Genomic DNA, 13962 nt, shown 5'->3' with positions numbered 1-13962 from the left:
CCTTGTCCGACACGGTATCATGTGGCCCGCGGCGTCTTTGCCGGAGCGGTGCCAGCCTGGCCGCCCGGCATTGGGACGCCTGTGTTTTATCAACTCGATACGGAGTGAAGCATGACGAAAACCGAACTGATCGACGCTATCGCAGCCGGGGTGGACGGTCTGACCAAGGCCAAGGCGGAACAGGCACTCAACGTGACCCTGTCGGCCATCATGGACGCAGTGGCCAAGGGTGACACGCTGAGCCTCATCGGCTTTGGCACGTTCAGCAAGGGCGAGCGTGGCGAGCGCATGGCGCGCAACCCGCGTACCGGTGAAGAAATCAAGGTCGAAGCCGCCAAGACCGTGAAGTTCAAGGCTGGCCAGAAGTTCAAGGACGCTGTCAACCAGTGATCCTGACGGGCTGCACTGCAGAGCCCGGCATTGCCTGACCCCGCCATGCCGCCGCCCCGGTGCCCGAGGGCGCAGGCGCGCGCCAGGCGGGGGACGTTATCCACAGTCGTGATCTGAATATCCTGCAGTATCCGCCGCATCGCCCGCTGCGCGCCTGGGCGATGGCGCGCCAAAGTCTTCCAACAGGCGTCCAGCCTTGGCCAGAACTCGCCATGCCGGGCGCCGTGCCATGTGGGGCCAACATGCTTGCCCGTCCGCAGCACCGCAGATCTCCACAGCGTTATGCACAACGCTTTCCACAGCCGATTCCACAGCGTTCTCCACAGGCGCCCACCCCGCCGCTGCCGCTGCGCACTGCCTGCGCGGCCGCGCTGCTGGCGCTGCTGAGCGCCTGCACCGCGGTCAGCGAACCGGCTCGCCCGCAGGCACGGGCGTTGCAGGATAGCGAGCGGCCGATGACGAGCCCGGGCGCCACGCCGCGCGAGCGCATCGTCGAGATCGCCACCCAGGAATGGGCTCGGTGGGGCGGGCAGGTGGTGCGGCTGGGCCGCGACGACAGCTCTTGCGTGACCTACAGCCCGGTGCCGGCGCCGGAATTGCCATCTGAGTTGCCCCCCGAACTGCCGCCGGCGTCCCCGACCGACGCCGCAGCGCCCGCCGTGGCCACCACCGACACCGAGTCCAAGACCAACGGCAACCCGCCGCCGGCAGCCAGCTGCCTTTCTTTCCCGGACGGCACCGGCATGGAGGCCACGCCGCTGGGCTGCACGCTGGCGCGCCGCTACTGGGGCATCGTCGGCGAAGCGCCCAGCTGCAGGCAGGTCACGCAGGGCGCCTGGGCCTGGTCGGCGGTCTTTGTGTCATGGGTGCTGCGCAAGGCGGGCCTGGACGAGCGCCAGTTCCTGACCGGCCAGTCGCACTCGATGTACGTGGTCGATGCCCGCGACGGGATCCTGCCGCGCCCGGCATTCCGCATCGAGCCCGTACCCGCGATGCCCCGCCCCGGCGACATCATCTGCGCCGGCCGCGGCCGTGACCGCTATCTCGAAGACATCGCCGAGATCGGTTTCGGTACCACGCCGATGCATTGCGACATCGTGGTCGCCGTGGATCCGGCCGCGCGCGTGGTGCGCGCCATCGGCGGCAACGTCCAGCAATCGGTCTCGATGGAAGAGATCGAGCTGGGCGACTCGGGCCGACTCGACGGGGTCACCAACTCGCATATGCCTTGGCTGCTGGTGATGCGCAACGACCTGCAGTAGATTAATTTATCGATGCGATTTATTAGTGGGCGATTGTTTATTCGTTGCTGATAAATCGTATAAATAAAAAGGGGTCAGTCGAACAATTCCAGCTGCGCGGTATCCCGGTCGCTCGTGCCCACCCCAACGCCCAGCAGCCGAACCGGCAAGCCCCGGCGCGCATGGCCCTCGGCCAGCAGCCGTGCATAGACGTTGCGGTCCGGGGCATGGCCGCGGCATTCCACCGTGGTCTGCCGGAAGTCCGAGAAGCGCAGCTTTACCGTGAGCTTGTCGATGGTGTCGTGCGCCTGGGCGCGCGCAATGCGCGCCTCCAGCAAGGCGATCAGCGGTTCCAGCTCGGCCAGGCAGGCCTGCAGGTCGGGCAAATCGTCGGCATAGGTCTCTTCCACGCTGATCGACTTGCGCTCGCGCTCGGGCGTGACGGCGCGCTCGTCGACGCCCCGGCACAGCTTGTACAGCCGCGCCCCGAACACGCCGAACTCGCGATGCAGGCGGTCCGGCGACCACGGCCGCAGGTCGCCGCAGGTCTCGGCCCCGAGCCGGCGCAGCTTGGCCGCGGTGACCTTGCCCACGCCATGGATGCGCTCCACCGGCAGCGCGGCGACAAAGGCATCGACCGCGGCCGGCCTGACCACGAACAGGCCGTCGGGCTTGTTCCAGTCGCTGGCGATCTTGGCGACGAACTTGCTGGGGCCGACGCCGGCCGACACGGTCACCCCGACTTCCTCCCGCACGCGCTGGCGGATCTCTTCGGCGATGCGGGTGGCGCTGCCGCCATGGTGCGTGCACAGGCTGACATCGAGGTAGGCCTCGTCCAGCGACAGCGGCTCGACCAGTGCGGTGTATTCCCGGTAGATCGCAAAGATGCGGCGCGAGACCTCGCGGTACTTGTCCATCGCAGGACGCACGATCAGCAGGTCCGGACAGCGCTTGAGCGCCTGCGCCGATGCCATCGCCGAACGCACGCCGTAGGCGCGCGCCTCGTAGTTGCAGGTGGCGATCACCCCGCGCCGGTCGGGCGCGCCGCCCACGGCCATCGGCCGGCCGCGCAGCGACGGGTCGTCGCGCATTTCAACCGAGGCGTAGAAGCAGTCGCAGTCGCAATGGATGATCTTGCGCTGGACCGCGGCAATGGCGTCAGGCGGGGCGGACATGGAGGCCGGGATGGGAAGCGGCTAGCGGCGGATTATCCGTGGGATGGATAGCCGATATTGATTTTCATGCAGTCTCATTGATCGATTGAATGCCGGCGGGCTTCTGCCGTGCATTCATCCACAGCCCTTCGGCCGCATACAAGGCCAGCGACAGCCAGATCAGCGCGTACCCCACCTGCTTCTGCGCCGGGAACGGCTCGTGCCACAGCCACACGCCGAGCAGCAGTTGCAGGGTCGGACCGGTGTACTGCAGCAGGCCCAGCAGCGACAGCGGAATGCGCCGCGCGCCGGCGGCGAAGAACAGCAGTGGCACCGCCGTCACCGGCCCGGCCAGCAACAGCAGCCACTGCGTACCCGGCGCTGCGTGGGTAAAGCTGTCCTGGCCGGTGGCGAACAGCCAGCCCAGCGCCGCCGCGGCCAGCGGGAACAGCAGCAGCGTTTCCAGCGACAGCCCTTCCAGCGCGCCCAGCGCACCGGTCTTGCGCAGCAGCCCGTAACCGCCAAAGCTGGCGGCCAGGCCCAGCGCGATCCACGGCAGCTGCCCTGCCGCCATCGTCAGCCAGGCCACGCCGGCCGCCGCCACTGCGATCGCCAGCCATTGCAGCCGGCGCAGGCGCTCATGCAGGAACACCACGCCGAGCAGCACGCTGAACAGCGGATTGATGAAATACCCCAGGCTGGCGTCGACCACGCGGTTGGCCGACACCGCCCATATATAGAGGAACCAGTTGGCGCACAGCAGCGCCGCGCTGGCGGCAAACGACAGCAACAGGCGCCGGTCCCTGACCACCTGGCCCAGCCACGCCCACTGGCGGCGCCAGGCCAGGATCAGGCCCAGGAAGACCAGCGACCACACCATCCGGTGCAGCAGGATCTCCATGGGGGCGATACCGGGCAGCGACTTGATGTAGAGCGGGAGCAGGCCCCAGATGAGGTACGCCAGCAGGGCGTAGAGAATGCCGAGTTGCATAAGGTTTTCCGATCGATGCCGGCGATTCTACCGGGGCCGCGCCATCCCCGCCGGCGCGCGCCGCGTGCGGCCGCCGCCAATAAAAAACCCCATGCTCCCGAAGGATCATGGGGTTTGCGGCGGGCCCGGTTGCCCGGGCGCCACGCGGCTTACAGCTTGCGCGCGAAGCTGAACTGGGCGAAGCCCTGCTCGGCCACGTTGAACCAGGCGGCCTGGTTGTTGCGGAACACGCGCCAGTCGTCGTAGATCTTCTTGAACGACGGGTTCTTCGCGGTTTCGTCGGCGTAGGACTCCTGGGTCGCCTTGAAGCACGCTTCCATGATCTCCTTGGAGAACGGACGCAGCTTGACGCCGTTTTCCAGCAGGCGTGCCAGCGCCTGCGGGTTGACCGTGTCGTACTTGGCCGTCATGGCGGTGTGCGCCTCGATAGTGGCGGTTTCCAGCGCGCGCTTGTAAAGCGCGGGCAGCTTCTCGAACTCGCTGGCCGAAGCGTAGAACGACAGCTGCGCGCTGCCTTCCCACCAGCCCGGATAGTAGTAGTACGGGGCCACCTTGTAGAAGCCCAGCTTCTCGTCATCGTACGGGCCCACCCACTCGGCCGCGTCGATGGTGCCCTTCTCCAGCGCGGGGTAGATGTCGCCGCCGGCAATCTGCTGCGGCACCACGCCCAGGCGCGACAGCACCACGCCGGCAAACCCGGCGATGCGGTACTTCAGGCCCTGCAGGTCGGCCACGGTCTTGATTTCCTTGCGGAACCAGCCGCCCATCTGCGCGGTGGTGTTGCCGCCCAGGAAATTGACGACGTTGTATTCCTTGAAGAACTCGCGCATCAGCTTCATGCCGTTGCCCTGCAGCATCCAGGCATTCTGCTGGCGCGTGGTCAGGCCGAACGGCACGGTGGTGTCGAAGCACAGCGTCGGGTTCTTGCCAAAGTAGTAGTAGCCGGCGGTGTGGCCGATCTGCACGGTGTTGTTCTGCACCGCGTCCAGCACCTGCAGGCCCGGCACGATTTCGCCGGCGGCGAAGACCTTGATGTTGAACTTGCCGTCGGTCAGTTCGCGGACCCGGGCCGACAGCGTCTCTGCGCCGCCGAAGATGGTGTCGAGCGACTTGGGGAAGCTCGAGGCCAGGCGCCATTCCACGGCGGGGTTGCTGCCCACTACGGCCGGCGCGGCCGGGCCGCTGGCGGCGACAGGCGCTGCCTTCTCTTCACCCTTGCCGCACGCGGCCAGTGCCCCGGTGGCAGCCACGGCCGACGCTTTCAACAGAAAGGAACGACGTTCCATCTCCACTTCTCCTCTTATAGATATTGATTCGGATGCGGGCGCACGGCTTGCATGAGGCCGCGCGCCGGACCGTGACGCACCGGCCGCCGGGGTACGGCGGCCTGCGCAGCGCAGTGCCTGTGGCGAACGGGCACGGCGGCGTGCCCTGCATGCCGGACGCTGGAACCGCGCCCACGGCCGAGGGCTGTCTTACCCGAAAGACAAGCCAGCCGATTATAGCGGTGGCCCTTTCGGCACGGGGCCCCGCGCAAGTGCGGGTTTTCGCTAGTCGATTGCGCCATTTCCGCTGTTTTTCGTATTGTGAGACGCCGCACGCTGTGATGGATTTTGTAACCCGGCTTGCGGTCAAATGGTCTCGGCTGATAAAAAACAGTCCCGCCTCCGGAGCCCTGCCTGCCGGATATCGTGGTTGCCCGCTGAATTGCCTCGTTGCCGTACCAATTGCCCGCTTGTTCTCGTCGACTCCTCCTGAAGCCGCCCGGCGCTTGCGCAGGCCGCCGCGTGCCGCTGCGCCGCCTCGGCTTTGCCGTGCTGGCTGCCTGGGGTCTGGCGGCATGCGCGCAGACCGGTGCCCCGGTGACGGGCGCTGACGAATCCGCGGCAGCCTTGCAGCCGCCGCGCATCGCGCCGCGGCCGGCGGTGCCGGCAACGGTCACGGCGTCAGTGGCGGCGCCAGGCATACCGGCGGCAGCATCGCCCGCGCCGGCCACCACCGAAGACCCGCTTGCCGCGCTGATCGCCGGCGAAGTGGCGCCCGCGGCGAGCGTCACCGTACCCGCTTCGGCGGACACCAGCGTTGCCGCGAGCCCGCCGCCGGTCGATCCCGATTTCGTCGGCCCGCCCGAACCCCCGGCCCCGCCGCCACCGCCGCTGGTGCTGTTCCCGCCCAGGCTTGGCGAGTTCCAGGCCGAGGCGTCCCCCGCCCCGGCTCAAGGCGCTGCGGACGCCGGCACCCCGTCGGACGCGCCGCCGGTATTGCATTCCCACCTGCCCGCCGAAGACCCGGCGGGCGATTCCGTGTGGCGCCTGAGCTACAGTGGCCGCGCGGCGGTCGAGGATCGCCCGTCCACCATGCGTGCCTGCCCCGGCGGCGCGCTGTCCACCGGCATCGGCAGCGGGCTGGCCTGCCGCAGCGCGGGCGAGGTCCGGATCCGCGAGTCGGTGCTGGACCTCGACGGTGGCGCCCAGGTGATGCTGATCGCGCAGGCGCGCGGCACCGACGCCACTACCGTCAATGGCCGCCCGGCGGCGATCGATCCCTATGCGCTGGTGCCGCAGTTCTATACGGCGGTGAGCGGCCTGGCGGTGCTGGACGGCGCCACCATGTGGGCCGGCCGGCGCGACAACGCGCCGTTCCTGATGTCGTCCGGGCTGTTGCCGCCGAATTCCACGGCGATGCGCTTCGGCGTGGACAACGCCAAGCTGGTTGGCGATATCGGCCTGAACTACCAGTACACCGCGCGCGCCGACCAGAACGGACAGAACCTGCCCAGCTACCACTCGCTGCGCACCGCGCCGATCCCCACCAATGAACTGGGTTCGGTCCAGCTCGGCTTCACGCGGGTGGAAGCGCAGCCGCTGGTGGAGGACTCCGGCGGGGCGTGGTGGGCTTCGGCGCTGCACGAGCAGAAAGGCGTGCTGTTCGGCACCAACCGGCTGGGGTTGCAGTTCGGCTCGGGTTCGCGCAATGCCATGACCGGCTATACCGGTATGGGACCGTCGCTGTCGCGCACGCGCGTCGCCGACTCGATCGAATGGAAGAGCCGCTGGGGGCTGAGCGGCGCCGTCGAGCAGAGCCTGCAGTTCGACCGTTCGCCGGTCGGCACGCTGCAGTGGACTACCACGCGGCTGCGCCCCGCGTACGTGGCCAGCAGCCAGTTCCGGCTGAACTTCGAGGTGTCGCACGACCAGATCTCGTCCGGCTTCGGCGTGAGCGGCCAGCGCACCGCGCTGACCGTGGCGCCGACGCTGACGCTGGGCAAGTCGGCCGGCAATGCCAACCTGCGCGCCTTCTACACCTACAGCCGCGCCAGCGACGTGGATGGCATCGGCTACACCGCGCCGGCCGACGCGTGGGCCTCGCAGCCGAGCGGCTCGATCTTCGGCGTGCAGCTCAATCGGCGCTGGTAGTTGCGCTGGTACTCACGCAGGTACTCGCGCCGCTCAGGGTGCTGGCCGGCGCCGGTGCCACCGCGGCGGGTTTGCGCAACAGCCAGTGGAACAGCAGCGTGGCCGCCAGCCCGCCGCCGATCTGCGCCAGCACGAAGCCCGGCACGTCCTGCGGCCGGATCCCGGTGAAGGTATCGGTCAGCGCGCAGGCCAGCGTCAGCGCGGGATTGGCGAACGAGGTCGACGACGTAAACCAGTAGCCCGCGGTGATATAGCCGGCCACCACGAACGGCACCAGTTGCGGGCGGCTGCGCAGCGTGCCGATGCCCACGCCGACCAGGCCGAAGGTCGCCACGAACTCGCTCCACCACATCGAGGCGCCAGTGCGGCTCTGCGCCGACCACGCCAGTGCCGGCTCGCCGAACATGGCATGCGCCGCGAGCACGCCGCACACGCCGCCCGCCAGCTGCACCAGCACGTAGCGCAGCGCATCGCGTGGGGCCAGTTTGCCCTGCACCAGCGCCGACAAGCTCACCACCGGGTTGAAATGCCCGCCCGAGACGGGCCCCAGCGACACCAGCAAGGCCACCAGCCCGGCGCCGGTGGCGAGCGAGTTCGCCAGCAGCGCGAGCGCGGTATCGCCGGCTGCCAGGCGCTCGGCTCGAATGCCAGAGCCGACCACGATCGCCACCAGCAGCGCGGTGCCGAGTCCTTCCGCCACCAGGCGGCGCGCCAGCGTACTCATCGCTGCGCTGCGCCGGCGCAGCGGCGCGAAGTGGGGACGGGAGCAAGCCCGGCCCGTGGCATTGTATCGGGGCCGGTGGCGGAAACGATGGGGACAGCGCGCAGCAACAAGATGGACAACGTCGCCTGAGACGACGCCTCGAACGGTGGCAGGTCGTTGCCCTGAGCAGGTCAACGCCGCGGCGCAGCGGCTGCGCGCGCGGTCGCGACAGTGTTCCGCCGCGGCCCGGGCGCGTCAATGCGCGCTGGCGATGTTGTGTGCTGACGCCGGGTTTCGAATCGCGCCGTTCAGCGCAACAGGAACGCAATATCCTCGACCACGATATTCGCCACCGGGATGCCCTTGCGGCGCTGGAACAGGATGTGCTGCTGCACGCGGCTGCGCTGTTCGGCAAACACGGCGGGATCGATCGGCGAGCCCAGGCGCATGTAGTGCTGCACCAGCAGCTTGTAGGCGCGATGGCGCACCTGCATGGCCTCGGTCTCGGCGCGCAGCCGCTTGATCTCCGCCGGGCTGCGGTCGATGGCCTGGTGCAGCTCTTCCACCGTGCGCGCGTGCAGCTCGCGGTAGACATCGCGCTCGGCTTCCATCTGATGCAGCTCGTCGCGCAGCGCACGGATCTTGTTCTGCAGCTTCAGGGTCTGCGATACCGCCTGCTGCATCCGCCCCGCCGCCCCCAGCGCCTGGCTGGCCGCCGCCACGGTGCTCTTCCACAAGCCACGCTCGCCGGCCGCGGTCTGCGGCGGCAAGTGCTTGTCCGTCCCGATCAGTGTGTCCATCGAACCCCCGGTGAAAAGGTATCGGCCCGGGCCGGCGTATCTGCTTTATATAAGACTTGGGATGCGGCTTGGCCGGCCTGGCCCGCCCGCCTGGCGGCGGCGTGTCAGGGCATCGTAGAGAGACATGGATCGGGTGCCAAGTAGAAGATTTTTACTTCTGGATTGGGTGTTGCGCGACGCGCAAAACGACGGCCGCGTCAGCGGCTGGACAGCATCCGGTGCGACTTCGCGTAGGCACGCAGCACGTCGTTGATGCGCGTCTGCCAACCATCACCGGTTGCCTTGAAGGCTTCGACCACATCGCGGTCGCAACGCATGTTCAGCGTGACCTTGCGTTGGCCTTCCGGCAGCGCCGGACGTCCGCGGGGTCGCAACAGCGCTTGCGCTGCCTTTCCACCGACCAGCCGGGGCAGGACTTCACGCGCCGGCCGCATGCGCGCCAGCTCGGCATCCGTCAGCGGCGGGTTGTCACGATCGGCCTGCGCTGCGCGGGTCAGTGCCATGTCTTCGGCATCAGTCGGGATATGAACCTTGCGTTTCGTTGACATACTTCAGTACCTCGCGGCGATTGGCTTTGCGCAGGCTGATGACGCGCATCGTCTCGCCTCGCATCGTGTAGACCATTACAAAGACACGGTTGCCGATCATCCCGGTCGCGATCACGCGCCCTTCACCGTATGCAAAGCGCAGATCGTCCCGGATCAGCGCACCATCCATCTCAAATGCTTCGGCCAAGGCGAGCGGTACGCCATGCTTGATCTGGTTGGCCAGATCCTTGACCGGCTCGAACACGAGCGGCACCAATTTATTGTATAGGCATTAAATAGGCGGGACAAGGAATATTTGCCAGTACAAAAATTCTCTGTCGGCTGCAGCAGGCAAGCTTCCTGCTGTCGAGCGCGTCACGATGTGCCGGCACGCGCAAGGCAACCTTGACTTCGGTCAGCCGTGTCTAGCGGTTCGGGGGGATGCGACGTGGGTGGAATGCAGATGTGTCGCCGGAGAGCGCGGCAGGCATGGCGCGCACAGGGAGCGCCCAATGCAAAAAGCCCGGCTGCAAGAGCCGGGCTTTTCCTGTTCTGGTGGCCTGGGACGGAATCGAACCGCCGACACAAGGATTTTCAATCCTCTGCTCTACCGACTGAGCTACCGGGCCAAAGAAGCGAAACTATAACCGGACTTTCAGGACCAGTCAAGCGTCATGTAGGGCACTGCCTCAGTGCTCGGCCGGTTCCGGCTTGTTGCGGCCCAGTTCGACGCCGAGCTGCTTGAGCTTGCGGTACAGGTGGGTGCGCTCCAGCCCGGTCTTCTCGGCCACGCGGGTCATGCTGCCGTGTTCGCGCAGCAGGTGGTATTCGAAATAGGCGCGCTCGAACAGGTCGCGCGCTTCGCGCAGCGGCATGTCGAACGAGAACTGCATCTCGGCCTCGGGCACGCGCGCCGGGCTGCCATTGGGCGCGGCTTCGGCAGTGGCCTCGGGCGTGGCGGCGGCAGTGCCCGGCTCCGCCGTCGGCGCGGTGGCGGGTGCGGCGGCGGCCGTGGCGCTGCTGCGCGGGCGTTCGATGCCGCGGGCCAGGCCCTGCTCCACCGCGGACAGCAGCTTCTGCAGCGCGATCGGCTTTTCCAGGAAATTGAGCGCGCCGATCTTGGTGGCCTCGACCGCGGTATCGATGGTGGCGTGGCCCGACATCATGATCACGGGCATGGTCAGCTGTCCCTGCGCGGACCACTCCTTGAGCAGCGTGACGCCATCGGTATCGGGCATCCAGATATCGAGCAGCACGAGATCGGGCGTGCCCGCCGCACGGTAATCGCGCGCCTGTTGCGCGTTTTCCGCGAGTTCGACCACATGGCCTTCGTCGCTGAGGATCTCCGAGAGCAGCTCCCGGATTCCCATTTCGTCATCGACTACGAGGATGGTTGCCATACTTCCCCTCTTAACCCCACCGCAGCGTTCCGGGACCGGACGCCAATGTTGACTATGCCAGTTTAACGAACAGGATCGAGATCTGCGCACCGACGATCTCGGCACCTTCCATGCGATTGCGCAGTTCGATGCGCGCGCCGTGTTCGTCAATGATCTTCTTTACCATCGCGAGCCCGAGACCAGTGCCCTTGGCTTTGGTGGTCACATAGGGCTCGAACGCACGGCTCAGGATGCGTGGTGCAAAACCGGGACCATTGTCCGCAATGGTGAGCTTGACGGCCTGTCGGTTCTCGCCGGCAGAATCTTTGTATTCTACAGTCTCGGTGTGCAGAGTGATATGGGGCGCCGCCCTACCGGCCGCGACGTTCTCCGCGGCCGCGTCCTGCGCGTTCTGCAGCAGGTTGTGGATGACCTGGCGCAGCTGCGTCGGGTCGCCCTTGATCTCGGGCAGCGCACGGCCCAGCGTCGGATGAATCACCGGGTGCTCGTGCACCGCCGGATCGTCGATGCCGTACAGGTGCAGCACCTCGGCCACCAGGCTGTTGAGCTGAAGCGATTGCAGCACCGCCGGCGGCGTGCGCGCGTAATCGCGGAAATCATCGACCATGCGCTTCATCGCCGCCACCTGGTTGACGATGGTGGCGGCGCCGCGCTTGAGCACGTCGGCATCGGTGCCTTCCAGCTTGGGCGAGAGCTTCATCTGCAGGCGCTCGGCCGAGAGCTGGATCGGCGTGAGCGGGTTCTTGATCTCGTGCGCCAGGCGCCGTGCCACCTCGCCCCACGCCACCGAGCGTTGAGCGGAAATCACATCGGAAATATCGTCGAAGACGATCACATAGCCGGGCTCGTCACGCTCGCCGCCGGGCAGGCGCGCGCCGCGCACCAGCAGCGTCAGCGGCTGCTCCTCGCCCTGCGGCAGTTCGATCTGCTTCTGCCAGTGCTCGGCGCCGCCCAGTACCTCGCTGGTGTTCTGGTCCGAGAAGGCCTGGCGCACGATCTCGCCGAACGCGCCCATGCCGGGAATCTGTTCCATCGGCAGACCCAGCACCGCGCCGAAGGGCTGGCGGAAGATGCGCTCGGCGCCGGGGTTGGCGGTGATCAGCACGAAGCGGCGGTCGAACACCAGCACGCCCGCGGTGAGGTTCTGCAGCACGCTTTCGAGGTAGGCCTTCGACTGCTCCAGCGCGGCGCGGTTTTCTTCGACCGCCAGGCGCGCCTCGGCCAGCTGGCGCGTCATCTGGTTGAACTGCTGCGTAAGCATGCCCAGCTCGTCGCGGCTCTTCAGTTCGCGCTTTGGCGACAGATCGCCCTCGGCCACTTCCTTGGTTCCCTGCAGCAGCATCAGCAGCGGCCGCGCCAGCTGGCCGCCGAGCAGCAGCGCCAGCATCACCGCGATGAACACCGCCAGGAACAGCGTCAGCGTCAGCGTGCCGATATACATCTTGCGCAGGCCGGTGCGGCCCAGCGCCTTCTCCTGGTACTCCTGGTACGCGCGCTGGACCTCGTCGGCATTGCGCGCGAGCACGGCCGGCACCGGGTGCAGCACCTGCAGGTAGCGCTCTTCGCGCACGGTCTCGCCGACCAGGCCGAAGCCGCTCGACGGCGAATCTTCCGGGCTGCGCTCCACCGACAGGCCCGAGCCGGCCCAGCGCGGCGGGCGGGACAGCGCACGCGGTGCGCTGGCGGCGCTGACCGTATCCTGTGCCGGCCCTGGCGCCGCGCCCAGCGGGATGATCACGCGCACCCGATACAGGTGGCTGCTGTCGACACGCTCGGCAGCCTGGCCGACATCGCTCGACGGATCGGTGCCGCCCTCCACCGCGGCATAGCCACCGGCCAGCCGCGCCTGTTCCGCCAGCACGCCGGAAGGCAGGTCCGGCACCAGCGAGGCATAGTTGCTGGAAGCGCTTGCCAGCACGCGGCCGCTGCCGGTGAAGATGGCGGCTTCCTGCACCCCGTACTGCTCGCGCAGCCGGTTCAGCTGCAGCGAGGTGGCCACGCCGGAGGCGCCGGCCAGTTGCTCGGACATCAGCCGTGCCTTGACCTGCAGGTCGGCAAGCGAGCTGTCGATGGTGGAGCGGCCCAGGTTCAGTCCGGCCTCGAGCGCGGTTTCCACGCGCACGTCGAACCAGGACTCGATGCTGCGCGAAACAAACTGCAGCGACACCAGGTAGATCAGCACGCCGGGCAGCACGCCGACCACGCCGAAGAACACGGCGAGCTTGGTCATCAGCCGCGTGCCGAACTTGCCGCGGCGATAGCGCAGCCACAGCGTGACCGCGAGCGCGCCGACGGTCAGCACCAGCAGCGCGCCGATCACCAGATTCACCTTGAACAGCAGCGTGAAATAGCGATCGAAGAATTCGGTATTGGCCGAGGCGCCGGCGAGCAGGCCCACCAGCACCAGCGCCAGGAACACGATGATGCCGGCCACGACGCGGTACAGCACGCGCCGGAACCGGCTGTCCCACAACGGGTTGCTCATGGCTGGCTCGGCGCGGGCTGCGCCAGCATCGCCGGCGACAGCGCGTACGACGCGGCCTGCAGATACAGACCGCGTCCTTCCATCAGGCCGCGCTCGTTGGCCGCGGCAGGCATCGAGGCCGGCGACGGTGCGGGCGCGGGCATGGGCGGCGAGGCCGGCAGCGCGGGCGATGCGGGCAACGCGGGTGGCGGTGCCGGCGGCTGCGGCGGTGGCGCGGGCGGCGCGCTCAGGTCGGTCGGCACGGTGTAGGTGAAGCGCCGCCAGTCGGACGCCAGGTTCCAGTCGCGCGTGTTGACGGCGTTGATCTGGAACGGCTTGGGCAACTGCGACAGGTCCAGCCGCATGCGCACTTCGGCGTTGTAGGTCTCGCCGGGCTTGACCGCGTTGCGCTCGAACACGCGCCAGCCGCGCACGCGCTGGATAAACTGCAGCGCGCTCTTCAGCCGCGTGAACGGCAGCTGCAGGCCGCCGGTGGAGATGCGGTACTGGCGCGTCAGCGGCTGGTACGACAGCCGCACGCTGCGGGTGGTGTTGACCGGCTTGTCGTCGAACCAGTACCAGCGCGAGCGCGACAGCTGGAAGTCGACCGCGAAATACAGCGAGATGCCCTTGTGCAGCGCGTCCTCGAGTGCGGGCGGCAGGTCGAAGTCGAAGCTGGCGGCAAGCTCGAAGCCGCCGTCCTGGTATTCGACGCGGGCCTCGGTGGCTTCGATCACCTGTGCCTGTGCGGCGCGCGGCAGCCACAGCGCGGCGGCCAGCGCCAGCAGCAGCGCGAGTGCCCAGCGCGCCAGCAGTCTGCGGCGGAGGTCCACTTCAACGCGAAAGCCTGACAGGCGCGGCGTGCTCGGCATCGGA

At 67.8% G+C, this 13962-nt stretch carries 13 protein-coding genes and 1 tRNA gene; 3 read left to right on the top strand and 11 right to left on the bottom strand.

Annotated elements, in window-relative coordinates; all coding sequences use genetic code 11:
- Positions 1–111 precede the first annotated feature (111 nt).
- Complete coding sequence (locus tag GA0116996_RS21175; RefSeq protein ID WP_012354324.1) at positions 112–390, top strand: HU family DNA-binding protein; 279 nt, start codon at positions 112–114, stop codon at positions 388–390.
- A 242-nt stretch (positions 391–632) separates the two neighbouring features.
- Positions 633–1652, top strand: coding sequence for a DUF2272 domain-containing protein (locus GA0116996_RS21170; RefSeq protein ID WP_092315512.1), 1020 nt, complete (start codon positions 633–635; stop codon positions 1650–1652).
- 74 nt (positions 1653–1726) lie between these two features.
- Here GA0116996_RS21170 and dinB read toward each other — a convergent pair whose 3' ends face one another.
- The 3 genes from dinB to GA0116996_RS21155 form a co-directional block, all read right to left on the bottom strand.
- Complete coding sequence (gene dinB, locus GA0116996_RS21165) at positions 1727–2806, bottom strand: DNA polymerase IV (protein ID WP_092315510.1); 1080 nt, start codon at positions 2804–2806, stop codon at positions 1727–1729.
- Positions 2807–2870: 64 nt separating this feature from the next.
- Positions 2871–3776 (bottom strand): EamA family transporter RarD, encoded by a 906-nt coding sequence (rarD, locus tag GA0116996_RS21160; protein WP_092315508.1) that lies wholly within the window; start codon positions 3774–3776, stop codon positions 2871–2873.
- A gap of 149 nt (positions 3777–3925) precedes the next feature.
- Positions 3926–5062: a TRAP transporter substrate-binding protein gene (locus GA0116996_RS21155; protein WP_092315506.1), complete on the bottom strand. Its 1137-nt coding sequence runs from the start codon at positions 5060–5062 to the stop codon at positions 3926–3928.
- 501 nt (positions 5063–5563) lie between these two features.
- On the opposite strand from GA0116996_RS21155, the gene GA0116996_RS21150 reads away from it, so the two are divergent.
- A complete protein-coding gene (locus GA0116996_RS21150) occupies positions 5564–7192 on the top strand; it encodes a carbohydrate porin (protein ID WP_092315504.1) in 1629 nt (542 codons plus the stop codon).
- On the opposite strand, the gene GA0116996_RS21145 is transcribed toward GA0116996_RS21150, so the two are convergent.
- From GA0116996_RS21145 to GA0116996_RS21110, 8 genes are all read right to left on the bottom strand, one after another.
- Complete coding sequence (locus tag GA0116996_RS21145; RefSeq protein WP_092315502.1) at positions 7176–7916, bottom strand: aquaporin; 741 nt, start codon at positions 7914–7916, stop codon at positions 7176–7178. The two genes, GA0116996_RS21150 and GA0116996_RS21145, sit on opposite strands and share 17 nt — an antisense overlap.
- Before the next feature lie 287 nt (positions 7917–8203).
- Entirely contained in the window at positions 8204–8695 is a 492-nt protein-coding gene (locus tag GA0116996_RS21140) for a hypothetical protein (RefSeq protein WP_092315500.1), read from the bottom strand.
- 197 nt (positions 8696–8892) lie between these two features.
- Positions 8893–9243 (bottom strand): BrnA antitoxin family protein, encoded by a 351-nt coding sequence (locus tag GA0116996_RS21135; RefSeq protein ID WP_092315498.1) that lies wholly within the window; start codon positions 9241–9243, stop codon positions 8893–8895.
- Entirely contained in the window at positions 9209–9496 is a 288-nt protein-coding gene (locus tag GA0116996_RS21130; RefSeq protein WP_092315571.1) for a BrnT family toxin, read from the bottom strand. The genes GA0116996_RS21135 and GA0116996_RS21130 overlap by 35 nt, the downstream gene beginning before the upstream one ends.
- Positions 9497–9775: 279 nt before the next feature.
- Positions 9776–9851 (bottom strand) — tRNA-Phe (locus GA0116996_RS21125).
- A 60-nt stretch (positions 9852–9911) separates the two neighbouring features.
- Entirely contained in the window at positions 9912–10622 is a 711-nt protein-coding gene (locus GA0116996_RS21120) for a response regulator (protein WP_018005010.1), read from the bottom strand.
- Between the two features lie 52 nt (positions 10623–10674).
- Complete coding sequence (locus tag GA0116996_RS21115) at positions 10675–13107, bottom strand: sensor histidine kinase (protein WP_092315496.1); 2433 nt, start codon at positions 13105–13107, stop codon at positions 10675–10677.
- On the bottom strand, positions 13104–13958 hold the full coding sequence (locus GA0116996_RS21110) for a DUF4390 domain-containing protein (RefSeq protein ID WP_092315494.1): 855 nt from the start codon (positions 13956–13958) through the stop codon (positions 13104–13106). The genes GA0116996_RS21115 and GA0116996_RS21110 overlap by 4 nt, the downstream gene beginning before the upstream one ends.
- Positions 13959–13962 lie beyond the last annotated feature (4 nt).

The organism is Cupriavidus alkaliphilus, from assembly GCF_900094595.1.
GTDB classification, from domain to species: Bacteria; Pseudomonadota; Gammaproteobacteria; order Burkholderiales; family Burkholderiaceae; genus Cupriavidus; species Cupriavidus alkaliphilus.
The sequence above is the reverse complement of the archived record's forward strand: the minus strand, read 5'-3'. Positions and strand labels throughout refer to the sequence as shown.

Coding starts and splice junctions, on each gene's coding strand:
- GA0116996_RS21140 (WP_092315500.1), bottom strand. CDS start 8,695: ATGGACACACTGATCGGGACGGACAAGCACTTGCCGCCGCAGACCGCG.
- GA0116996_RS21145 (WP_092315502.1), bottom strand. CDS start 7,916: ATGAGTACGCTGGCGCGCCGCCTGGTGGCGGAAGGACTCGGCACCGCG.
- GA0116996_RS21115 (WP_092315496.1), bottom strand. CDS start 13,107: ATGAGCAACCCGTTGTGGGACAGCCGGTTCCGGCGCGTGCTGTACCGC.
- rarD (WP_092315508.1), bottom strand. CDS start 3,776: ATGCAACTCGGCATTCTCTACGCCCTGCTGGCGTACCTCATCTGGGGC.
- GA0116996_RS21120 (WP_018005010.1), bottom strand. CDS start 10,622: ATGGCAACCATCCTCGTAGTCGATGACGAAATGGGAATCCGGGAGCTG.
- GA0116996_RS21135 (WP_092315498.1), bottom strand. CDS start 9,243: ATGTCAACGAAACGCAAGGTTCATATCCCGACTGATGCCGAAGACATG.
- GA0116996_RS21155 (WP_092315506.1), bottom strand. CDS start 5,062: ATGGAACGTCGTTCCTTTCTGTTGAAAGCGTCGGCCGTGGCTGCCACC.
- dinB (WP_092315510.1), bottom strand. CDS start 2,806: ATGTCCGCCCCGCCTGACGCCATTGCCGCGGTCCAGCGCAAGATCATC.
- GA0116996_RS21170 (WP_092315512.1), top strand. CDS start 633: ATGCTTGCCCGTCCGCAGCACCGCAGATCTCCACAGCGTTATGCACAA.
- GA0116996_RS21175 (WP_012354324.1), top strand. CDS start 112: ATGACGAAAACCGAACTGATCGACGCTATCGCAGCCGGGGTGGACGGT.
- GA0116996_RS21110 (WP_092315494.1), bottom strand. CDS start 13,958: ATGCCGAGCACGCCGCGCCTGTCAGGCTTTCGCGTTGAAGTGGACCTC.